This is a genomic window from Blochmannia endosymbiont of Camponotus modoc, from assembly GCF_023585785.1.
Taxonomy (GTDB): domain Bacteria; phylum Pseudomonadota; class Gammaproteobacteria; order Enterobacterales; family Enterobacteriaceae; genus Blochmanniella.
In genome coordinates this window covers 765659-790674 of sequence record NZ_CP097765.1, presented here as the reverse complement: position 1 = coordinate 790674, position 25016 = coordinate 765659, and the positions used below count along the sequence as shown (strand labels likewise).

19 protein-coding genes are annotated in these 25016 nt (G+C 31.8%); 4 read left to right on the top strand and 15 right to left on the bottom strand.

Annotated elements, in window-relative coordinates:
- Positions 1 to 39: 39 nt before the first annotated feature.
- Positions 40 to 1161, bottom strand: a complete 1122-nt coding sequence (locus tag M9396_RS03310) for a porin (protein WP_250256675.1) — start codon at positions 1159 to 1161, stop codon at positions 40 to 42.
- A 688-nt stretch (positions 1162 to 1849) separates the two neighbouring features.
- Positions 1850 to 4387, bottom strand: a complete 2538-nt coding sequence (gene gyrA, locus M9396_RS03305) for a DNA gyrase subunit A (protein ID WP_250256674.1) — start codon at positions 4385 to 4387, stop codon at positions 1850 to 1852.
- A 246-nt stretch (positions 4388 to 4633) separates the two neighbouring features.
- Between gyrA and ubiG the strand changes: the two genes are divergently transcribed.
- From ubiG to yfaE, 4 genes are all read left to right on the top strand, one after another.
- On the top strand, positions 4634 to 5383 hold the full coding sequence (gene ubiG / locus M9396_RS03300) for a bifunctional 2-polyprenyl-6-hydroxyphenol methylase/3-demethylubiquinol 3-O-methyltransferase UbiG (protein ID WP_250256673.1): 750 nt from the start codon (positions 4634 to 4636) through the stop codon (positions 5381 to 5383).
- A 349-nt stretch (positions 5384 to 5732) separates the two neighbouring features.
- The gene (gene nrdA, locus M9396_RS03295; protein WP_250241324.1) at positions 5733 to 8015 is read left to right on the top strand and encodes a class 1a ribonucleoside-diphosphate reductase subunit alpha; all 2283 of its coding nucleotides are present in this window, start codon (positions 5733 to 5735) and stop codon (positions 8013 to 8015) included.
- Positions 8016 to 8078: 63 nt separating this feature from the next.
- Positions 8079 to 9209 carry a class Ia ribonucleoside-diphosphate reductase subunit beta gene (gene nrdB, locus M9396_RS03290; RefSeq protein WP_250256672.1) on the top strand — a complete coding sequence of 377 codons (1131 nt, stop codon included), beginning with the start codon at positions 8079 to 8081 and terminating at the stop codon, positions 9207 to 9209.
- Between the two features lie 40 nt (positions 9210 to 9249).
- A complete protein-coding gene (yfaE, locus tag M9396_RS03285) occupies positions 9250 to 9474 on the top strand; it encodes a class I ribonucleotide reductase maintenance protein YfaE (protein ID WP_250241328.1) in 225 nt (74 codons plus the stop codon).
- Positions 9475 to 9578: 104 nt separating this feature from the next.
- On the opposite strand, the gene nuoN is transcribed toward yfaE, so the two are convergent.
- The 13 genes from nuoN to ndhC all read right to left on the bottom strand — a co-directional run bounded on the left by nuoN (position 9579) and on the right by ndhC (position 24694).
- Positions 9579 to 11069: an NADH-quinone oxidoreductase subunit NuoN gene (gene nuoN / locus M9396_RS03280; protein WP_250256671.1), complete on the bottom strand. Its 1491-nt coding sequence runs from the start codon at positions 11067 to 11069 to the stop codon at positions 9579 to 9581.
- Positions 11070 to 11103: 34 nt separating this feature from the next.
- A complete protein-coding gene (nuoM, locus tag M9396_RS03275) occupies positions 11104 to 12645 on the bottom strand; it encodes an NADH-quinone oxidoreductase subunit M (RefSeq protein WP_250256670.1) in 1542 nt (513 codons plus the stop codon).
- A gap of 82 nt (positions 12646 to 12727) precedes the next feature.
- A complete protein-coding gene (nuoL, locus tag M9396_RS03270) occupies positions 12728 to 14614 on the bottom strand; it encodes an NADH-quinone oxidoreductase subunit L (protein ID WP_250256669.1) in 1887 nt (628 codons plus the stop codon).
- Positions 14611 to 14913, bottom strand: coding sequence for an NADH-quinone oxidoreductase subunit NuoK (gene nuoK / locus M9396_RS03265; protein WP_250241341.1), 303 nt, complete (start codon positions 14911 to 14913; stop codon positions 14611 to 14613). Before nuoK ends, nuoL begins: the two co-directional genes overlap by 4 nt.
- Before the next feature lie 17 nt (positions 14914 to 14930).
- Positions 14931 to 15461 carry an NADH-quinone oxidoreductase subunit J gene (gene nuoJ, locus M9396_RS03260; protein ID WP_250256668.1) on the bottom strand — a complete coding sequence of 177 codons (531 nt, stop codon included), beginning with the start codon at positions 15459 to 15461 and terminating at the stop codon, positions 14931 to 14933.
- A 33-nt stretch (positions 15462 to 15494) separates the two neighbouring features.
- The gene (gene nuoI / locus M9396_RS03255; protein ID WP_250242459.1) at positions 15495 to 16037 is read right to left on the bottom strand and encodes an NADH-quinone oxidoreductase subunit NuoI; all 543 of its coding nucleotides are present in this window, start codon (positions 16035 to 16037) and stop codon (positions 15495 to 15497) included.
- A 27-nt stretch (positions 16038 to 16064) separates the two neighbouring features.
- Entirely contained in the window at positions 16065 to 17036 is a 972-nt protein-coding gene (gene nuoH, locus M9396_RS03250) for an NADH-quinone oxidoreductase subunit NuoH (RefSeq protein WP_250256891.1), read from the bottom strand.
- Positions 17036 to 19795 carry an NADH-quinone oxidoreductase subunit NuoG gene (nuoG, locus tag M9396_RS03245; RefSeq protein WP_250256667.1) on the bottom strand — a complete coding sequence of 920 codons (2760 nt, stop codon included), beginning with the start codon at positions 19793 to 19795 and terminating at the stop codon, positions 17036 to 17038. Before nuoG ends, nuoH begins: the two co-directional genes overlap by 1 nt.
- Before the next feature lie 117 nt (positions 19796 to 19912).
- The gene (gene nuoF, locus M9396_RS03240; protein ID WP_250256666.1) at positions 19913 to 21244 is read right to left on the bottom strand and encodes an NADH-quinone oxidoreductase subunit NuoF; all 1332 of its coding nucleotides are present in this window, start codon (positions 21242 to 21244) and stop codon (positions 19913 to 19915) included.
- Complete coding sequence (gene nuoE / locus M9396_RS03235; protein ID WP_250256665.1) at positions 21241 to 21762, bottom strand: NADH-quinone oxidoreductase subunit NuoE; 522 nt, start codon at positions 21760 to 21762, stop codon at positions 21241 to 21243. The genes nuoF and nuoE overlap by 4 nt, the downstream gene beginning before the upstream one ends.
- A 13-nt stretch (positions 21763 to 21775) precedes the next feature.
- Positions 21776 to 23566, bottom strand: coding sequence for an NADH-quinone oxidoreductase subunit C/D (gene nuoC, locus M9396_RS03230; RefSeq protein WP_420022210.1), 1791 nt, complete (start codon positions 23564 to 23566; stop codon positions 21776 to 21778).
- A gap of 39 nt (positions 23567 to 23605) precedes the next feature.
- Positions 23606 to 24316: a NuoB/complex I 20 kDa subunit family protein gene (locus M9396_RS03225; RefSeq protein WP_250256663.1), complete on the bottom strand. Its 711-nt coding sequence runs from the start codon at positions 24314 to 24316 to the stop codon at positions 23606 to 23608.
- 15 nt (positions 24317 to 24331) lie between these two features.
- Positions 24332 to 24694, bottom strand: coding sequence for an NADH-quinone oxidoreductase subunit A (gene ndhC, locus M9396_RS03220; protein WP_250256889.1), 363 nt, complete (start codon positions 24692 to 24694; stop codon positions 24332 to 24334).
- Positions 24695 to 25016: the final 322 nt, after the last annotated feature.

The following is a 25016-nucleotide window of genomic DNA, read 5'->3' as shown; positions in this document are numbered from 1 at the left end:
ATTAATTCGCCTGTTTTAGTATTTAATGTTGACCTATCTTTAAAATGCGTAAGCTACGCCCAACGCAATAACATTATCGGTACAAATCTGAGATGCACTAGTAAAACTATCCTTATGTAATAAATTAATTCTATAATCCATAGTAGTACAAATATTTTTATTAAAAACATAACTTGTTCCAACTGTAACACATTTTTTTAAAAAATTCCTGTAGCCATCATTTTCCGCATCATTAGCTTTTGAATACAAATAAGATACAGAAGGACGTAAACCAAAATTAAATTGATATTGGGCCACTAATTCAACATTCTTAGCTTTATTAATAAAGCCATAAATATATTCTGGATTAAGATTATCACAGAAACTACCAAATGGAGTCATATTATAAGTCTCTCCATAAACAGCTGCTACATACATACCATTTCCATCATATTTTATGCCCAAAGAATACGCTTCAGCATTATCATTGCAACAAAGATTGCTATCTAAAGCAGTTTGTTCAGTGATACGTTTATTATTAGTGTAAGCCACGGACGCAGCAAACCCATTATCCAATGAGTAAGATGCAGACACCCCGTATCCTTCTCCGTTAGCCGTTTTTAAAGTACGACCTGTTGCTTTGTTCACATCATTCTTACCTTGATATTGTAAGGCAAAATCCAGTCCATTCACGAAACCAAAAAAATTTTTATTACGATATGTAATCACATTTGAACTACGATTAGATAAAAAATTATCTACAAACAATATATCTCCTCCAAATCCTGGTGTTACATCTGTCCATGCTCCCACATCATACAATACTCCATAATTTCTTCCATAATCAATGCTTCCTAAATTTCCAAATTTTATTCCTGCATAGCCAAGTAACACCTTATCATTATTATTTACGATGGTTCCTTCAGTATTCTTTAGGGAAATTTCATGCTCCCACATCCCAAAACCAACAATTTGGTCATTAATATATGTTGTTCCAGAAAAACCATATCTTACAAACGAATTATCCCCATTTTTAGTATTATCTTTAGAAAAATAATGACCTCCAACAAGACTACCAAACATATCTAATATATTTCCATCTTTATTGTAAATTTCAGAAGCCACGGCAGTGCTTGCCATAACCATAGTTGCGACCAGGCTAGTAAAACACCGTAATTTCATATCAATACCTCACCATATAGTAAGTAAAAAATACTATTTAACAACTCAATAACACCCATTAACTTTCTTCAAAAATAAATCAACACTTTATATGCATCAATCCATTTCTAATTATTAGTGAGTGATTACATAATAAACCGACCACTGTGCTCACATTTGTATTAACAATATCGGCATATATATAAAATACAATTCTCCAAAATTCAACTCATATTTAAACAATACACACAAAAATCCTACGCATAAAACATAAAAAACCCCATGTTTCTCTCTATCTATATTATTTGCTATCTAATTACACAACGATTTCTCATTCAATATATATATATCTAACAATTCCTTTCATTGAATATCATATTACTTATGATCATAATGTTAAATATCAATAATAGAATGATCGTATTATAATATAATATTGCATGTTTGTTACATTTCCTCAACTTAAATAATCACTACTCCAATTAACTATTTTAAAAATCATAGTAATCATTTTTTATAATTATATTAGAAATAATTATTGTATACTATATATTAACATAATAAATATTAAAAACATGAATAAACAACAGAAAATACAATATTAATTTCACAGACACAAAAATCTCATATTATTGAATAAAATTTCATTATTAAAACCAACAGTTAATAACGATAAATTCTCTTCGATACTGAGTTAAATAAAACAATTTTAATTTTCTACTGACTCCACAACACACTGTAACCCAACTACACATTCATCACATGCTGTACGAATTAACATAACTCCTTGAGTATTACGTCTAATAATATTAACTTCAGAAACACGAGTGCGTACTAATCGGCCTGAGTCAGTGATCATTACTATTTGATCAGATTGATTTACTTGCACAGCACCAATTACATTACCATTTCGCTCAGTAACCTTAATAGAAATCACACCTTGAGTCGCGCGAGACTTAATCGGATATTCTGATTGATTAGTACGCTTTCCGAAACCATTTCGAGTAACAGTAAGAATAGAACTCTTGTCTTTTGGTATAATTAAAGATACTACGCGATCACCTTGTAATAAATGAATACCTTTTACGCCGATCGCCGAGCGACCTACACTTCGCACCTGTGTTTCTTTAAATCGTACAACTTTTCCGTAAGCAGTAAACAACATTACCTCATTACTGCCATCGGTTACATCGGCTCCAATTAATTCATCCCCATCATTAAGATTCAATGCAATAATACCAACATTACGTGGCCGACTAAACTCGGTAAGCGGTGTTTTTTTTACAACTCCACTACTAGTCGCCATAAATACTTGATGTCCTGTTGTATAGTTTTGAATTGGTAAAATAGCAGTAATTCGTTCATTCACATCTAATGGCAACAGGTTAATAATTGGTTTACCTCGTGATCCACGACTAGCTGCAGGTAATCGATAGACTTTCATCCAATATATACGCCCATAATTAGAAAATAACAAAACCGTATCATGAGTATTAGCTATTAGTAATCGCGTAATAAAATCTTCTTCCTTAATTCGTGTTGCTAACTTTCCTTTTCCTCCTCGTTTTTGCGCCTCATAATCTGTTAATGGTTGATATTTAACATAACCTTGATATGATAAAGTTACTACCACATCTTTTTGATTAATTAAATTTTCAACATTAATATTTTCAATATTGCTACTAATTTCAGTACGACGAGAATCATTATATTCTTCTTGTATCATCAATAGTTCTTGACGAATTACCTTCATAAGGCATTTAGGATCTTTTAAGATAGAGACTAAATTTTCTATTTTTTCTAACAAACTGCTATATTCTTTTAATAATTTTTCATACTCCAAAGTAGTAAGTTTATGTAATTTTAAATCTAAAATAGCTTGTACTTGATTCTTGGTAAGATAATATTGATTATTGTGAACAACATTCTTTACTTCTGACCCTTCAGATTTCATCAAGTTAATAAAAGTTCTTTGTTTTATATCAAAGCCATTGCCTATATTCCATGACGAAGATATTAAAACAGAACTAGCTTCCACAGAACTATTAGATTGACGGATAAGGTTAATAACTGAATCAATATTAAATAATGCAATCGCTAACCCCTCTAAAATATGAATGCGATTACGAGCTTTCTTTAATTCAAAAGTAACACGACGTATTACCACTGCGCGACGATGACATACAAAAGCAGATAAAATGTCTTTTAATGACATAATTTTTGGTTGTCCTTGATGTAATGCTACCATATTAATGCCGAATGAAGTTTGTAACGCAGTTAAAGAATATAAATTATTTAAAATTACCTCACTAATAGCATCACGTTTAATTTCAACAACTATCCGCATACCGTCCTTATCAGATTCATCACGCAAATTATATATTCCCTCAATGCGTTTTAATTTTGCTAATTCCGCGATCTTTTCTAACAATCGAGCCTTATTAACTTGATAAGGAATTTCATATATTACGATAGATTCACGACCACTTTTAACATCAGTTTCAATTTCCGATCGGGCCCGAATATAAATTTTACCTCGTCCGGTACTATATGCTTCTTTCAGACCACCGCTATCATTAATAATAGCAGCAGTAGGAAAATCTGGGCCTGGAATATATTTCATTAATCCTTCAATAGTAATATCCTCATTATCTATAAACGCCAAACATCCATTAATTACCTCAGAAAGATTGTGAGGAGGGATATTAGTAGCCATTCCTACAGCAATACCAGAAGAACCATTAACCAAAAGATTTGGAATTCTAGCAGGCAGTATTCCTGGAATACTTTCAGTGCCATCATAATTCAGTTCATAATCAACAGTTTCTTTGTCTAAATCTAACAATAATTCATTTGCTATTTTAGACATACGTACTTCAGTATAACGCATAGCCGCCGCTGGATCACCATCTACTGAACCAAAATTACCCTGTCCATCTACTAAAGCATAGCGCATTAAAAAAGGTTGTGCCATGCGCACTATAGTTTCATATACTGCGGTATCCCCATGAGGATGATATTTTCCAATAACATCGCCTACTACTCTAGCTGATTTTTTATAATTTCTATTCCAACAATTCCCAAGTACTTGCATGGCAAATAATATACGACGATGCACAGGTTTTAATCCATCTCGAACATCTGGCAATGCACGCCCAACGATCACTGACATAGCATAATCTAAATAAGAATGCGTTAATTCTTCTTCTATGTTAATTTGTGTGATTTCTTTAGCAAAATCATTCATGCATTTATATCCTCTATTTATTTTGAATTCATATATATATTAAAAAATTGTTTAAATAATCTATTAAACTATAATATAAACTGTTTTAGTAATATTTAAATTACTCTACAAAGATAAATACATTTATCATGTTATATATAAATCAGTTCATAACCATATTTCAATGAACTAATAGTTGTAAATAATCTACATACTAACATTCAAATCTATAGCATTCCTATTTTCTTATTTTAAGAAGATCTTAACATGAAAGACACAATTATTGATGAACTTACAGAAAATCAAAAGAATATGAATAAAAAAGAAATCGATAAATTCAAAACATCCACATCACAATGGTGGGGTCCTTTTAATACATTTAAACCATTGCATCACATTAATTCGACACGCTTTAATTATATTATTGAGCACAGTAATGGACTATTTGGAAAAAAAATATTAGATATTGGCTGCGGTGGGGGTATTTTGTCAGAAAGTATGGCGCAAGCAGGCGCAAAAGTCGTTGGGTTAGATATCAATGCTTCCGCTTTAGAAGTTGCAAAATCACATGCCTTACATCAAGGTTTAAATATTCATTACATACAAGAAACAATAGAAAACCATGCCTTAAAACATGCTAATCACTACGATGTAGTAACCTGTATGGAAGTTTTAGAGCATGTACCGTGTCCCTCATCAATTGTTCATGCTTGCTCTACCATGATTAAGATAGATGGATCAGTATTTTTTTCCACATTAAATCGTACATTTAAATCATGGCTGCTCGTTATAATAGGCGCTGAATATATTTTTCGCATTATTCCAAAAGGCACTCATAATTTTAATAAATTTATTACCCCATCTGAATTACTAGAATGGATTGACTCTACCATTTTAGAAGAACAAAACATCACCGGATTATGCTATAATCCCTGCACGCATAAATGCGCCTTAATACATAACCTCAATACAAACTATATCTTACATGCTAAACTAAAAAGTAATCACTCTATATAATATAGAGTGATTACAAATTAATAAATAATAAACATTTACTATTATAAGAATAATTTTTTTTAATATGATCAATATAATATTAAAGACATAATCCAATTGTTCAATTATATTAAAATAATAAGACGGTACGGCATGATTACTATGTATAGACACTTAGAATATTTATGCCAAATAAGAACCATGCAATTTTTTCCACCTGTATTACTATTTAATTAATTACTATTTTATACATAAAAATTATGATGTCATTATTAATTCATCAAATTATCACGAGTCTGAGCCATAATTTATTCATCACAAATTACTGTGGCCTAATATTATTAATATTACACAAAGGGTATACATTTATATGAACCAAACTCTACTAGTTACTAAACGAAACGGTCATCACGAACCTATTAATCTTGACAAAATTCACCGAGTTATTAATTGGGCCGCCAAAGGCTTAGAGCAAGTCTCTGTTTCACAAGTAGAATTGCGTTCCCACATACAATTTTATAATGGAATAAAAACTTCCGATATTCAAGAAACAATCATAAAAGCAGCAGCAGACTTGATTTCTGAAGAAGAACCAGACTATCAATATTTAGCAGCACGTTTAGCGGTATTTCATTTACGTAAAAAAGCTTACGGTCAATTTGAACCACCAAAACTATATAATCATGTGTTACGATTAACAAAAATTGGTAAATACGATCAACATTTGCTAGATGATTACAATGCGGAAGAGTTTAACCAAATGGATACATTTGTTGATCATTGGCGGGACATGAATTTTTCATATGCTGCTGTCAAACAATTAGAAGGTAAATACTTAGTACAAAATAGAGTAACCGGAGAAATTTATGAAAGTGCTCAGTTTTTATATATACTAACTGCAGCCTGTTTATTTTCTAAATATCCTAAAAAAACTCGGATGCATTACATTCAACAATTTTACAATGCGATATCAACTTTTAAAATTTCTTTAGCAACACCTATTATGTCTGGAGTACGCACACCAACACGCCAATTTAGTTCTTGTGTATTAATCGAATGTGATGATAGTCTTGATTCTATCAATGCAACATCCAGTTCTATTGTAAAATATGTTGCGCAACGTGCTGGAATAGGCATTAACGCTGGACGCATTAGAGCATTAGGCAGCCCAATACGTAACGGAGAAGCATTCCACACCGGATGTATCCCATTCTATAAACATTTTCAAACAGCAGTAAAATCATGCTCTCAGGGAGGCGTACGTGGAGGAGCGGCCACACTATTTTATCCTATTTGGCATTTAGAAATAGAAAATTTACTTGTTTTAAAAAATAATCGCGGAATCGATTCCAACCGAATACGTCATTTAGATTATGGCGTACAAATTAATAAATTAATGTACCAACGTCTTATTGAAGGAAAATATATTACACTATTTAGCCCATCTGATGTGCCAGGATTATATGAAGCTTTTTTTAATAATCAAAATGAATTCGAACACTTATATAACACATATGAAAATGATCGTAATATTAGACATCGAAAAATTAAAGCAATAGAATTGTTTTCTTTAATGATGCAAGAGCGAGCTTCTACTGGAAGAATCTATATTCAACATACAGATCACTGTAATACTCATAGTGCTTTTGATAGTATTGCCGCTCCAGTTCGTCAATCCAATTTATGCTTGGAAATCACTTTACCAACCAAACCTTTAAATAACATTAATGACCATAATGGTGAAATTGCTTTATGTACATTATCTGCTTTTAATCTTGGTAACATTGAAAATCTTGATGACTTATCTGAACTTTCTACTTTAATAGTACGAGCTCTTGACGCTTTATTAGATTATCAACATTATCCTATTCCTGCTGCGCAACGTAGTGCTGTAAGAAGACGTTCTTTAGGAATTGGAGTAATTAATTATGCTTATTATCTTGCTAAACATGGGGTACGTTATTCAGATGGTAGTGCTAATAAACTAACGCATCGTACTTTCGAAGCTATTCAATACTATTTATTAAGAGCATCTAACAATTTGGCTCAAGAAAAAGGATCTTGCGAGTGGTTTGACGATACTTCATATTCAAAAGGAATCCTACCTATTGATACATATAAAACAGAACTGAATTCATTTATTAATGAACCATTACATTATAACTGGGAAGATTTACGTGTTAAGATTAAAAAATATGGATTACGAAATTCTACATTATCTGCATTAATGCCATCAGAAACTTCGTCACAAATTTCTAATGCTACCAATGGCATAGAACCTCCCAGAGGTTACATTAGCATAAAAGCTTCAAAAGACGGAATTTTGCGTCAAGTGGTACCTGAATTTATTAAACTAAAATCTGATTATGAATTATTATGGCAAATACCGGATAATCGGGGATATCTACAATTAGTAGGAATTATGCAAAAATTCATTGACCAATCTATTTCAACTAATACTAATTACGATCCCTCTCGATTTCCAGAACACAAAGTGCCTATGAAACAGCTACTTTCAGATTTATTATACGCATACAGACTTGGTATTAAAACATTATACTATCATAACACCCGTGATGGAGCTCAAGATGTACAAAAAACACTACCACATAACCAATCAAATATTTGTACAAGTGATGCTTGTACAATTTAGAAAAGCAACTACTATTTACTAAAACCCCACATATTTATATTTACTTTTAAAAAAGGAATAACAATGATTTATACAACTTTTTCTCAAAATAAAAATAATCAACTGCTCGAACCAATGTTTTTAGGACAACCAGTAAATATCGCTCGATTTGATCAACAAAAACATTCCATTTTTGAAAAATTAATTGAAAAACAACTTTCGTTCTTTTGGCGTCCAGAAGAAATAGATATTTCTAAAGATCGTATAGATTTTCAATCATTACCAGATCATGAAAAACACATTTTTATTAGCAATTTAAAATACCAAACTTTATTGGATTCTATTCAAGGACGCAGTCCTAATATTGCATTACTACCATTAATTTCTATACCAGAACTGGAAATTTGGGTAGAAACTTGGTCATTTTTCGAAACCATCCACTCCCGTTCCTACACCCATATTATTCGTAATATTGTTAATCATCCATCTTTGATATTTGATGATATTATCAGCAACAAAGAAATTCTAAAACGTGCTAAAGATATTTCGACATACTATGATAATTTAATTGAATTAACCAGTTATTATCATATCTTAGGCCCCGGTATTCATCGAATCAATAATAACACTGTCGCAGTAAACTTACATGAACTTAAAAAGAAATTATATTTATGTTTAATTAGCGTTAACGTGCTAGAAGCTATTCGTTTTTATGTCAGCTTCGCCTGTTCTTTTGCATTTGCTGAACGAAAACTCATGGAAGGTAATGCAAAAATTATACGACTTATAGCACGTGACGAAGCTTTGCATTTAAACGCTACTCAACATATTTTAAACTTAATGCGCTCTGGGTCAGATGATCCAGAAATGGCCGATATCAGTACAGAATGCCAAAAAGAAAGTTATGCGCTATTTTTAATGGCTGCAGAACAAGAAAAAAATTGGGCTAACTATTTATTTAAAGATGGCTCTATGATAGGTTTAAATAAAGATATACTTTGTCAATACATTGAATATATTACCAATATACGTATGCAAGCAATCGGGCTAGGAACACCCTTTAACACCAAATCTAATGTGATACCCTGGATTAATTCTTGGTTGTCATCAGATAATGTTCAAGTGGCACCACAAGAAGTAGAAGCCAGTTCTTATCTAGTAGGTCAAATAGATCCTAATATTGACGAAAATGAATTTCATGATTTTCAATTGTAAAATATTTTTTCTTCAAAAAAAATATTTAAATATACAATTTGTGCATAATAACAGAACATATCGTTCCTTATTAGAAGCATTGGAAATGCATCATATACCATCATTAAATTATCAATGTCGATCGGGTTACTGTGGAAGTTGCCGTGCCTTATTAATAAGAGGAAAAGTACAATATTACACAGAACCTTTAGGTTCTATTCGTTCTAATGAAATTTTAATATGCTGCTGCGTTCCTATAGAACATATTATATTAAAACTACTGTAATATGTGTCTTAAACGACATTATTATAAATTCATAAACTCATAAAATCATTCGTTAAATAATTTAAAATATAAATCAAAATCGTCCAATTACATTTGGATTGCAATTAAACTACCGGTGGGTATATTAAATGCACAAAATAAATCAAAGGCTTTGGGTATAATCCTAAAAATAATATAGAAAAAGATACTATAATCACTATTATCCCATCAGGAGTAACACTCCAACTAGATAAAGAATCAGAGTTGATATTTAAACGATTTGTAGGACTAAGATATAAATTTATTATAACTCTTAAATAATAAAATATACTAATAACACTACTCATTGATATAAAAATAGTAAGCCACCATAATTTACTGTCTATTCCCAAAAAAAACAAATAAAATTTCCCAATGAAACCTAATGTCATAGGTATACCTGCTAGAGACAATATAATAATCGTAAATAATACCGATAACATTGGCTGATGCCAAAAAAGACCACGATATACAAATAAAGAATCTACGTCTGTGTCCTCATTGGCATAAAAAAACGACATTATACTGATAATACCAAATGCGCCAATACTAGTCAGCACGTAACTTGTAAGATAAATACCAATAGTTTCCAAAGCAATGGGGTTGACCTGTAGTATCGCAATTACACCAATCAAAACATAACCTGTATGTGCAATTGAAGAATAAGCTAAAACCCGCTTAATATTATCTTGTTTAATAGCCATTAAATTACCAAATAACGCTGAACAACATGCAATACCTGATAAAAATACACAAAATACCTTATTATACTGATTAGGAAACACCATCAATAATCGTATTAATACAGATATTACAGCTATTTTACTGCTAGTTGTCAGATACAATGATATTGAAGATGGCGCTCCTTGATATACATCAGGAGTCCATAAATGAAAAGGAACTAATGACAATTTAAATCCGAACCCAACCATCATCATACCTAGTCCTATGGTTGACATAAGTATAGATTGATTCGACGCAATAATATGTAAACGTAACAATTGATTAATACTAGTAAAAGACAAAAAACCAGTTGCAGCATATATCAATGCTATACCAAATAATATAAATGATGAAGATACTCCAGATAATATAATATATTTAATACTTGCTTCTAAAGAAAATTTTTTAAAAAAAGAATAACCTATCAACCCAAATAACGGCAATGAAATCAGTTCCATTCCTAAAAATAATATTACTAAATGATTCGCAGTTGCCAATAAAATACCACCAATACTAGAAATAAGTAATAATAAATAAAACTCATCACGATTATTACTCGGATAAATTAACAACCATTTATAAGCCAATACGGAGCTTGATAAACCAGAAACTAATACCAATATTATGTATAATATAGAAAAATCATCAACACACATTAATTGAAAAACGTTTTGAGCTCTTTGATCCCATACCAATCCAATCGATATAATTGCTAAACTAAATCCGAATATTGTTAATGAGGTATGTAAAAATAAATTACGACGATATGCAATAGATAACATAATAATGACTGTTGTCATTCCAATAATTAATACAGGCAGCAATAGAATTATTTGTGTCCAAGTTATTAGCATAATAAATTAAGATCCTATTATCGTTATAATGTAATCACATTGAACAGTTATATTCTTTTAACAAAATACAAAGATTGTGCATTGTCGTATATGAAACATTCAAAATATATTGCGGAAAAAAACCAATTAAAAAAATACATAATAACAACGTTATAATAATATTCTTTTCCCGTAGTGTCATATTTCTTAATAACCTGCTTTTAGTAACTCTGGGAACCAATATTGGACCATAATATATACGTTGCATTAAAATAAGAGAATAAATTGATGATAATATTATCCCAAAACAAGCTATTATTGTAATTATAGGTGCTGATTGAAAATTACCAAACAAAATCGTTACTTCTCCTATAAAATTTCCAGTACCGGGTAATCCAAGTGTTGCTACTGCGAAACATAAAGAAAAAGCAGGAATTAAATGCATGCGACTCCATAACCCTCCCATCAAACGCATATCTCGAGTACGTGTTCGCTCGTATAATTGACCACAAATTATAAACATTCCAGAAACAGATAAACTATGAGAAATCATTTGTATCACAGCACCCTGATATGATAAGTGAGTACCACTATAAATTGCGATCAATACAAATCCCATATGAGATATACTAGTATACGCAATTAAACGTTTAACATCAGTTTGTGCGAATGCCATAAAAGCTCCATAAAAAATATTTACCAGACCCAAACACATAGCAATTGGGGCAAAAGCTTTTGAAGCACAAGGAAATAACGGTAAAACAAATCGGAAAAATCCATAAGCCGCTGTTTTTAATAAAATTCCTGCTAAATCTACTGACCCAGCAGTAGGAGCTTGGCTATGAACATCAGGCAACCAAACATGAAAAGGAACGATTGGCATTTTTACTGCAAAAGCAAAAAAAAACCCCAACATAATTAAATATTCCGTATTCACTGGCAGCAACATATTCAATAAATCTTGATAATTAAACGACCACACACCATGTATATCATGATATATAGAAACAAGAGTAATAATAGAAATTAACATAAATAATCCGCTAAATTGAGTATAAACAAAAAATTTAATAGCAGTATTAATACGACCGCTTCTATTAACCTCTTTGTGTCCCCATAAAGATATCAAAAAATACATTGGAATAAGCATTATTTCCCAGAAAAAAAAGAACAAAAGCATATCAATTGATAAAAAAACACCAATAACTCCACCTAAAATCCACAATAAATTAAGATAAAAAAGACCGTGATAACGCTGAATCTCACACCAAGAACATAACACTGCCATGCATCCTAAAAATCCAGTTAATGTTACCATCAACAAAGAAAATCCATCTAACGCTAAATGCACGCTAATTCCAAATCTTGGGATCCAAGGATATATGTATTCTAATTGCCATTTAGGAAACACATGTTCTGTTGGATGCACATTTAATAGATTATGGCACTCATACTGCCATAAAAAAACAGTAGTAATGAATGTTATGCTCATCCCAGATAAAGCAACCCAACGCGGTACCCAATATCCAATACGTTCTGATTGCCAACATAACAGTCCAAAAACAAAAGGAATAAATATTAAGATAATTAATAACATATTGTTTTTGTTTTTCTCTCTAAAACATATACATTAAATATTTGTATTTCCTCATATTATAAATCAAGAATACTATACTGATTTACAGACGATCATAAATTAATATCATGATTAATATCATAATTGCCCCTATGTTCATTGATACTATGTACCAACTGAGTTTACCATTTTCACTACATATCAAACCATTCTTAATCCAACATAATAACGATACGATAACATTCACTATTACATCAACTGGATCAGAATAAGACAATTTTTTTGTTATAAATAAATATGGCTTTATAAATATCAATTTGTAAAACCAATCAAATCCCCATCCATAATAACATAACAATACTATGTATCGTTCTACTACTTCTGTTGCACGAGGTCTAATAACCGGTCTTGTAATCCCACGCAAAAAATCCATCCAAAAAATTGATGCCAACCAAATACCAAACATTACTAAAAGCCCCGATATTATTTCAAAATATATTTGACTATAATTATACACTTCACCAACGTTAGTAATTATAGTATCTGTTAACAAAGGTAATTTTATCCATCCACCAATAAACGTCGATAACAATAACAATAAGATTAATGGTAAATTTTGAGTGATTTTATTACATACACATGGCTCTATTTTTTTTTCACCATGAAACACAACAAAAATCATTCGAAACGTATAAATAGGTGTTAAAAACATTCCTATTAATCCAGATAACAAGAAAAAATAATCATGATTAGCTAATGTTTTTAACATGATCATTTCTTTTGAATAAACTCCAGCAGTAATTATAGGTACTCCAGATAAAGATGCTCCGCCTATTAAAAAACAAACATAAATTAAAGGTATAAATTTATATAACCCTCCCATCTTAAAAATATTTTGTTCATATCTGCAAGCGTAAATTAATGAACCCGCAGATAAAAACAACAACGCTTTAAAAAAAGAATGTGTTACTAAATGAAACATAGCTGCATCCCAATGTCGACCTCCGAGCGCTAAAAACATGTATCCTATTTGACTTATAGTAGAATATGCTAAAATCTTTTTAATATTGCTCTGAAATAACGCGGAACAACTAAATAAAATCACAGTTAATGAACCAATAACACCAGTCAAGTATAAAATATTTGGAGTCATTAAAAAAAATTTATTCATACGAATTATTAAATACACACCAGAAGTGACCATAGTAGCTGCGTGAATCAATGCCGACACTGGAGTTGGACCAGCCATAGCGCTAGTTAACCAATTTTGTAAGGGTAACTGAGCTGATTTGCCTATTGCCCCAATAAGTAACATAAAAGATACCCATGTGATATCATTAAAAATATGACACGATGAACATTTTAGTTCCAACGTTAGTAATTTACTAAAACTCAAGGTATGATATTGATCATAAATCATGAATAACGCACATACCAAACATATGTCTCCAACACGAGTAATAATAAATGCTTTTAAAGCTGCTATTCCATTCCTAGAATCAGAATAGTAAAATCCGATTAATAAATAACTACACAGTCCTACGCCTTCCCATCCAAAGTACATCAATAACAAATTATCTGAAAGCACCAAAAGCACCATATTTGCCATAAATAAATTAGTGTAAGCAAAAAAACGAGAATATCCTTCACATCCACTCATATACCAAGCGGCATATAAATGAATGATAAATCCAACACCAATAATTACTGATAACATGATTAAGGACAACCCATCTAATCTAAGTGCTACAGTAATACATAAGGTATCAATAGTAAACCAGGTCCAAAGTTCCTGTACAAACACAAAATTAATGTCATTACTGGAATTGCAATAAAAATTAAATATGATGTATATAGCAACCAATACTGATATACCTACCGTACCTACTCCTATTATAGAAGAAGTCTTTTCTGACCATTTTCCTTGAGAAATAGCTAACGTAATAAATCCTAATAATGGGAAAAGTATAGTTAAAAAAAGTAAATTCATCCACGCATCTCACTAATATTATCAATGTGCAATGTATGATAACGACGATATAATTGAAGTAATAATGCTAAAGAAACTGCAGATTCAGAAGCAGATAAAGTAATTACTAAAATATACATAACCTGACCATCTGATTGCCCCAAACAAGATCCTACTATCACAAATGCTGAAGCAGCAGCGTTAATCATAATTTCTAAACCTAATAATATAAACAACAAATCACGTCTTATTATTATAGCTATTAAACCTAATATAAATAAAATTATAGATAAACTAAAAGCATGCGATAAAGGAATCATATTTTATATTTTTTTAATTAAGTAGAATCAATGCAATCATCAGATAATGTATGATTTTGAGACAAATGAAACACAGAAATCAACGCACCTAATAATAAAAATGACGCTAGCTCTACCATTAATATATATGGACCAAATAATACAACACTAACTTGTTTTGAATCTATTATTGAGTTGTTTACATTTATAAAATCATCTTTTAACCCAAAGGATATGTACAGTAAAATCGCAAACAAAATACCTACCAACAACGCAGAACCACAACATAATATGGGGTTTAAAAATCTACTTTCTTTTTGTATACCAAATATAATATTTTTTGTATTAAGCATCATTATCGCAAATACGAATAAAATCATGATAGCTCCGGCATAAACAATAATTTCCAAGGCAGCAGCAAAAGATGCTCCTACAGAAAAAAAATTGCATGATATAGATAAAAATGAAACTATTAAGTATAATAAAGCACGCATTGGATTATAATGCAGTATTACACATATCGTAGACAATATTGCTATAATTCCAGAAATATAAAATAGAGCCATCATGCCACACTCCTCTCATTAACCATCACTTTAAAATTAAGGTAATATGTTTTTAACATTTATAGGCTTTGATTCTTTTATCGCGTCCCCCTTTTTTTTATCTAATATTTCCTTACCAGAAAATCGATAAAAATCATACTCTAAATATTTTCCAGGACCCGATATTAATAAATCAGACTTTTCATACACTAAATCATGTCTTTTAAAGTCACTCATTTCAAAATCTGGAGTTAATTGAATAGCTGCTGTTGGACATGCCTCTTCACACATACCACAAAAAATACATCTAGAAAAATTGATTCTAAAAAATTTTGGATACCACCGACCATCTGTAGATTCTCCTTTTTTCAAAGAAATACACCCTACTGGACAAGCTACAGCGCATAAATTACAAGCTACACAACGTTCTCGACCCGAAGAGTCTCGAGTCAATACGATACGACCACGATATCTAGGTGATGGAATATACGGAACGTCGGGATACATCCGAGTTTCACGTTTACTAAATGCTTGCATGCCTATCATCCAAATACTACGTAATATAGAACCAATATCTATAAAAAACTTTTTTAACTTCATCATAATATATGTAACCTATATTAATAATTATAATAAAATAACAACAGCAGTACTTAATAAATTAAACAACGTCATTGGTAAACAAATTTTCCAACCTATCAACATAACTTGATCATAACGTGGACGTGGTAACGCCGCACGTATCAATATAAACAGAATCAACAATAAAAAAGTTTTAGTAATAAACCAAACTACAGGAGGAAACCAAGGTCCTTTCCACCCTCCAAAAAACAGTGTTACAATGAATGACGCAATGACAATCATATTGATATATCCAGAAATAAAAAATAAACTAAATTTAATACCGGAATATTCAATATGATAACCATCTGCCAACTCTTGTTCTGATTCTGGTTGATCAAATGGATGTCTATGACATAAAGCCATACCCGCTAAAAAAAAAGTAATAAATCCTAAAAATTGAGGAATTACATTCCACAGATATAATTGATCTTCAACTATATTTTTTAAATTAAACGATCCAGCTTTGGCAACTACACCCATTATAGATAAACCTAAAAATACCTCATAACTAAGAGTTTGAGCCGCAGCACGCACAGCTCCAATTAAAGCATATTTATTGTTGCTTGCCCAACCCGCAAGCAACACTGAATAAACCATTAACCCTGACATCATAAGAAAGAATAATACACCAATATTGCAATCCCATATTATCCACGTAGGCGTAAAAGGAATAATCAATACACTCATTAATGATGAAATAAAAGCTATCACTGGGGCTAAAACAAATACGATACGATCAGAAAATGGAGGGATCCAATCCTCCTTGAACATAACCTTAATTAAATCAGCGCATAATTGTAATGAACCATGCCAACCTACTCTATTAGGACCATAACGATTTTGAAACAACGCCAATAACCTGCGTTCTAAAAAACTCATGTATGCACCACAAGCAAATACCACTAACAAAATAATTACCGCATGAAAAATGGAGGAAAAACAATGTTTCGTAACAATTTCTGACGAACCAAACATCACAATAATACCCCTTGAACATCTTGTGCATACATACCAGATAAAAATAAAGGAATACCTGGAAAACCTAAAGGTAATCCAATATGGCCTATAGGTAAATTAGTACTAAATTTAATCGGTAAACATAAAATTTGATCAACACATGTAAATTTAAGCAACATATTTTTTTGTATTTTTAATTGCAACGCATCTAATTGATTGAGCATTACATAAGGATTTGGCATACAATCTTGAATACACTTGGATCGCTGAGAAGTTTCTTCACTACCAAATAAATGCCAATAAGGTACTATCAACCACCGATCAACATTTTTCATAATTTTAAAGGATTGAGGAATCATATTAAACCAATTCAATGTTGAACCATTGTCAGTGTGTAATACACGTATTCCCGGATTACCAAAATGCAAATTCCCACCTACTTTATCTTGAAATTTATTCCATGCTTGTGGAGAATTCCATCCCGGAGCCCATGCAAACGCCACTTGTTTATGAAAAGATTGAACATCATGATTACCTTCCATAGAAAAAGAAAACATCGTATCATCATCTTGTGATATATAGGGTTCGTGTACATCAACATTAGCATACATCGCTGTACGTCCACTATAACGATGCGGTGCACGAGCTAGTTTTCGCCCATATATACGAAAAGATGCGTCCGGAGATGCCTGTTTAATACCAATTAATTTTGGAAAATAATGAATAATAGCATCTATAATCTGATCAATATTCAAATTTTTCTTTCTAATATAATTTATATAGCAATCATGTATTAAATATAACCATCTCCAACTTTCTAAAATAACTGTATTTTTTTCATAACTTTGTGGCTTATATACGCGAAAAAACCTTTGTGCACGCCCTTCGTAATTAATCACAGTCCCATCGCTTTCAACAAAACTAGAAACTGGTAAAACTAAATTTGCCTTCTTTTGAATCAGAGTATATTGATGATCTAATACAATTAAATAATTAACCTTATTTAAAGCAACATCAACTTGATTTGCCTGTGCATGACGATACAAATCACTTTCTAAGACAATTAAACCAACGGATGAAGTGTTAGTGCTACAAATATCTACAAGAGCAACATCGAGACTTTTTTTACCTAACATTACTAAACCTATGCTATTTACTTCTCCTACGATAAAAGTAATTCCAACTTCACTCCCACGATTTTTTAAAGCACGAGCAATATTTGCTGCTGAAGCAATTAATTCTTTACTACCTGCATTACTTCCTGAAATAATTAATGGCTTGCGCGCTTCCATTAATTTTTGTACAACTATATCTAATTTCTCATTCAGTTTAGAATCAAAATCTTTAACCTCGGGAGCAGTATGATCTAAAGCGTGAGCAACAGCAAAACCAAACCGTGCTTGATTTTGTACTGAATCATAATATGTTAATATAGCAACATCGTCTAATTTAGTCTTGTCAACCCCAGTTATCAATATATTATTTTTAATACCTTGAGCGCTATTTATAATAGCCGCAGATTGCCAATCAAAAATTCCTTGATCCCCTGCGTCTTTACGAGCTTTTCCTTTAACTACCTGACGTATCGACAGTGCTACTCGTGCTCCAGTTTGAGTTAAATCCTCTCCTAATATTAACACTGTATCATAACTTTCCACTTCATGTAATGACGGGACTTGAATACCACTATTACACAGTATTTCAACTATTAATAATAATCGCTCTTGTTCAAGATTATTAATCCCATTATAAAAATTATCTGGTCCTACCAATTTTAATAAAGAAAAATTGCTTTCCATACTGGCACGAGAAGATCCAATACCAATTATCCTATTACAATTATATTTTAATCCATTAGCAGCCTCTTGTATCGCTTGTCTTTCATTCAACACAACCCAATTATCGCCTTGCTTATTCGATGGAATTTTAGGTCTATTATCAATATTAACGTAATCGCATCCAAATCGGCCACGATCACACAAAAAATAACCATTAATATTGCCATTATAGCGATTTTCAACACGACACAACTTTCCGTAACGCTCACCTATAATAATATTACACCCAACGCTACATTGTTGACAAATACTCGGCGCAAAAATCATATCCCATTTACGGGTATAATTTTGTGGCTGTGTTTTATCAGTAAACACTCCAGTAGGGCATATCTCTATTAAATTTCCAGAAAACTCACTTCGTAACATACCATCTTGTACTCGTCCAAAATAAATGTTATCATGCACCCCAAATACCCCTAAATCATCACCTCCGGCGTAATCATTATAATATCGTATGCAGCGATAACAAGTAATACACCTATTCATTTCATGCCCAATAAACGGTCCCAAATATTGATTATAATGTGTACGCTTATTAAACCTATAACGACGATATGTTTGTCCAACCATTGCTGTCATATCTTGAAGATGGCAATTACCTCCTTCCTCGCATATCGGACAATCATGAGGATGATTAATCATTAACAACTCCAATATATTCTTTCTAAATTCTTCTACCTCATCATCAAAAATAATAATAGAACTACCATTTGATACTGGTGTCATACAAGACATCACCAAATGACTTTTTGTATCTTTTATTGTGTTACCAAAATGTTGTTGTTTCACTGCGCATTGCCTGCAAGCTCCAACACTGCCTAAAGCAGGATGCCAACAAAAATAAGGAATGTCGAATCCAAGAGACAAACATGTTTCCAGTATATTTTTTGAATCTTCCACCGTATACTTTTTCCCTTCTATATAAATAGAAATCATCATTTTAATATACCAATTTTATATTTTGTTGGTGCCTGAAAAAGTTTAAAAATCATCAATGTACATTCTTTATATTGAACATATAAATGATTATTATATTTATGTTTGATAAAAAATTCTTTAATTAATTTGCACACAAGCAATACGATTCAATTCCTTTTTATAAACTTTATAAATACCCAATTCAAATTCATTTTTGAAATATTTTAAAGCACTTTTCAAAGGTTCTATAGCTCCTGGGGCGTGAGCACAAAAAGTCCTTCCAGGTCCAAGTACACAACACAATTTCTCTAACAATTCTATGTCTCCAGGCCTACCATCTTTATTTTCCAAAGAAATCAATAACTTTACTATCCACGGTAAACCATCTCTACAAGGAGTACACCAACCACAAGATTCTCGTGAAAAAAACTCTTCTAAATTACGCACTAAAGACACCATATTTATGGTATTATCTATTGCTATTGCCATACCAGTTCCAAATCTACTGCCAGAAATAGCAATATTATCAAAATCCATAGGTGTATCTAAATGATCTTTAGTTAAAAAATCTGTACTCACACCCCCAGGTTGCCATGCTTTTAAGCTAAAACCAGGACACATTCCTTGAGAATAATCTTCTAAAATTTCTCTAGCAGTTGTACCAAAAGGTAACTCCCAAACCCCTGGGTTTTTTACTCGACCAGAAAATCCCATTAGTTTTGTACCTGAATCATTGCTTTTTTTAGAAGAAATATTTTGATACCAAATGGTCCCATGTTCAATAATTCCTGGAATGTTACATAACGTCTCAACATTATTGACACATGTAGGTTTTCCCCACAATCCTACATGACTTGGAAACGGTGGTTTAGAACGCGGTACTGCTCGACGACCTTCTAAAGCGTTAATCAACGCTGTTTCTTCTCCACAAATATATCTTCCAGCTCCTGTATGTAAGAATAACTCAAAATTAAACTCACTATTCAATATGTTTTTACCAATCAATCCAATTGATTTAATCTCGGCTATAGCGCGAGTTAAATATTTCGCCACAATTATGTATTCATATCTCAAAAAAATATACGCTCGTGATACCCCTAAAGCATAACTTGAAATTAATATACCTTCTAATAATAAATGAGGCAATCGTTCCATTAAAAATCGATCTTTATAAGTTCCTGGTTCCATTTCATCTGCATTACACACTAAATAACGAGAGCAGCCTGACTTACTTTGAGACATCATGGACCATTTTATTCCGGTAAAAAAACCCCCGCCGCCACGACCTCTTAAACCTGAATTTCTAACTAATCCAATAATCTCTTCTGGAGACATTCGAGTAATTGCTTTATACGCGGCTCGATACCCATTTTTAGATTTATATTCATGCAACCATACTGGTTGTTTATCGTCACGCATTCTCCATGTAAGTGGATTATTTTCTGCGCTAATATCATAAGTATTGCTCATAAATACTGTCCTAACAATTTTGTAATTGTTTCCGGAACTATACAAGGATAAATATCTTTGTCTATCATAATGACTGGAGCTTTATCGCAAATACCTAAACAACAAGTAGGCAATAAGGTAAAGCGATTATCTGAAGTTGTACTACCCACTGTAATATTCAACAGATATGTTAAAGTGTTTTTAATTTTTTCACACCCAACCAAGTAACACACCGCGCTATCACAATACCTAATGATATGACGACCTACCGGTTGACGAAAAATTTGATTATAAAATGTCGCGACACCTTCTAAATCAGCAGCAGAAATACATAATATTTTAGCAACCAATATAATTGCTTCATCTGGTACCCACCCATGATTTTTTTGAATAATTTTTAACGCTTCAATAGAAACGGAGCGCATATCTTCATAATGTGTACATTCCTCTTGAATAGCATTATATTCTTCTTGACTTAATTGAAAAAAACCATTACTAGTTAAACCAGTAGACGTATCATTAATTTTAATATTACTCATATTTCTCCATTTATTAACGATCTACATCAGACATAACAAAATCAATGCTACCTAAATACACAATTAAATCAGATATTAAACTACCACGAATAACATGTGGAATCTGCTGTAAATGAGGAAAACTAGGAGTACGAATACGAGTACGATAACTCATGGTATTTCCATCACTAATTAAATAATAACTATTAATACCTTTTGTGGCTTCAATCATTTGAAAGGACTCATTAGCTGGGATAACAGGACCCCATGATACTTGCAGAAAATGATTAATGAGAGTCTCTATATGTTGTAGGGCGTATTCTTTCATAGGAGGAGTTGCTAAAGGGTGATCTGATTTAAATGGACCTATTGGCATGTTCTGCAAACATTGTTCCAAAATACGTACACTTTGATATATTTCTTCTACTTTTAACATTACTCGACTGTAAGAATCGCTGATTCCATTTCCTATTGGTACATCAAAATCAAAATTTTCATATCCAGAATAAGGACGTGACTTACGTATATCAAATTCAATGCCAGTTGCACGCAATCCTGCTCCAGTTACTCCCCAATCTAATGCGTCTTTGGAATTATATGCACCAATACCACACGCTCGTTTTTTAAATATACTGTTTTCCAATGTTGATTTAACATAAAAAGAAACACGATTTGGAATCCAGTCAAGACATTTTCTTAATAAACACTCCCAACCTCTAGGCAAATCATGAGCAACCCCCCCAATACGAAACCATGCCGGATGCATACGAGAGCCGGTAATTGATTCAATAACATCATAAATCTTCTGTCTGTCAGTGAACGCTAAAAAAACTGGAGACATAGCACCTACATCTTGTAAATAAGTGCTAATATACAACAAATGACTATTAATTCTAAATAATTCAGACAGCATAATGCGGATCACTTTTACTCTATCCGGTACCACAATTCCAGCAAGTTTTTCAACAGCTAAAATATAGGGCATTTCATTGACGCAGCCCCCTAAATATTCAATGCGATCAGTATAAGGAATGTAACTATGCCAAGTTTGTCGTTCTCCCATTTTTTCAGCACCTCGATGATGATAACCAATATCTGGAACACAATCTATAATTTCTTCTCCATTTAATTGTAAAATCATACGAAATACTCCATGCACTGAAGGATGATTAGGTCCTAAATTAAGAAACATAAAATTTTCATGTTTACTATGTCTATGCATTCCCCATTCTTCAGGTTTAAATAATAATCCTTCCATTGCTAAATCTTCTTTTTGTTTCGTAAGAATAAAAGGATTAAATTCTGTAGCACGAGCTGGATATTCTTTGCGTAACGGATATCCATTCCAGTTTTTTGGCATAATTATACGCGTTAAATTAGGATGCTTATCAAAATGAATTCCAAACATTTCCCACGTTTCCCGTTCATACCAATTCGCATTTTTAAACACAGACACTATTGTCTCCACGTATAGAGATTGCTCTAGCAAAGGAACTTTTATTATTACATCATCATTACGTAATATGGAAATTAAATGATAAAACACTGTAAAATCTGATTTTGGCAATCCTTCGCGATGTATACGCAACCTTTCATCTATACCATGCAAATCATATAACATAATATACGGTTTTGATGTTGTTTTTAAAAATGTCAACACCGGGATTACCATCTCACGTTTGATCCAAATGATCAAAATTCCAGTATGAGTAGGTTGTAGCACAAAGTCTACAGAACTGAATACAGAAAATAAATCATCTAATATCGGGTAAATATTTTTAATTAAAGATGCACCTGTAGAATCATTACGCATAATATCTACCAACTAATGATAATTATATCACAAAAACTCTTAAAATATTGATTATGCCTCGCCATTTTGTTTTGAATATACATTAAGTTCATCATCTGGAGAAGAGAAAATAGTTTCTGCTATGCGGGCATTATGTTTACGTTGACGCTCTGACTCCATATTTCTTCTATATATTCCTTTACCTCCCAACACCCAAGAAAGTGGACGTCGTTCTTCATTAATAGACTTTTTTAATAATAATAACCCCTGAATATACGCTTCAGGTCTAGGTGGGCATCCAGGAATATAGACGTCTACAGGAAGAAATTTATCTACTCCTTGCACCACAGAATAAATATCATACATACCTCCAGAATTCGCGCAAGCCCCCATAGAAATCACCCACTTAGGCTCTAACATTTGATCATATAATCGTTGTATTACTGGCACCATTTTAAGAAACGGAGTACCCGCTATAACCATAAAATCCGCTTGACGAGGAGAGGCGCGTAGCACTTCTGAACCAAACCGAGCAACATCATGTACTGCAGTGAACGCGGTAGTCATTTCAACATAACAACAGGATAATCCAAAATTATAAGGCCATAAAGAATTGCCTCGTCCCCAATTAACAATTTTATGTAAAAAAACACTTAATTTTCCAAAAAAAACATTCCGTTGAATATTCTTTTCTAACGGATCTGTCACAATCTTCTTTTCTTGAAGAGGATATTGCTCATCTTCACTATTATCTGTTCGAGCTGTCGTTAAAGTATATTTCATATCTGCTACCTTTTATTACTTTTTTAAATATCTCGAAGTATCAATATCAAAATCATCTACACAATGGACATATCGTGATGATTGTTCTATCCAATCAAACATACCAATTCGTATCAAATATACTAAACTTACTAATAAAACAAAAATAAAAATAAAAATCTCACTAAACCCTATCCAACCCACATCTCGCACAGATACAGCCCAAGCATATACATATATTCCTTCTACATCAAAAATTACAAAAAACATCGCAATTAAGTAAAATTTAACAGAGAATTGTATTCTAGCATTCCCTATAGATTTAATTCCCGACTCAAATGGCACATTTTTAGAACGTGAACTTGAACATCCTCCCAGAAAATATCCACAAGACAACATAAAAACACATAAAAATAAGATTCCAACTATAAATGCTATTAAACCCCAATGATAAGTATCACACAAATTATATACCTGCTTTTTTTTGTTATTGAACACTACATTTACATCAAATTATAAGTTTCACTACTATAAAACATAAACATTTAAATTTTTACTATCCCGTTTCATTAAAAATACACTCATAATGACATACTTAATAATTGATTTCATGAATCTATAAAACTATTTACTATATCCATTTTTATTTGGTACAAGTTAAAATTAAAAAAATGATACAAAACCCCATACATACAGCATTATACAACACAATGGGCGATAT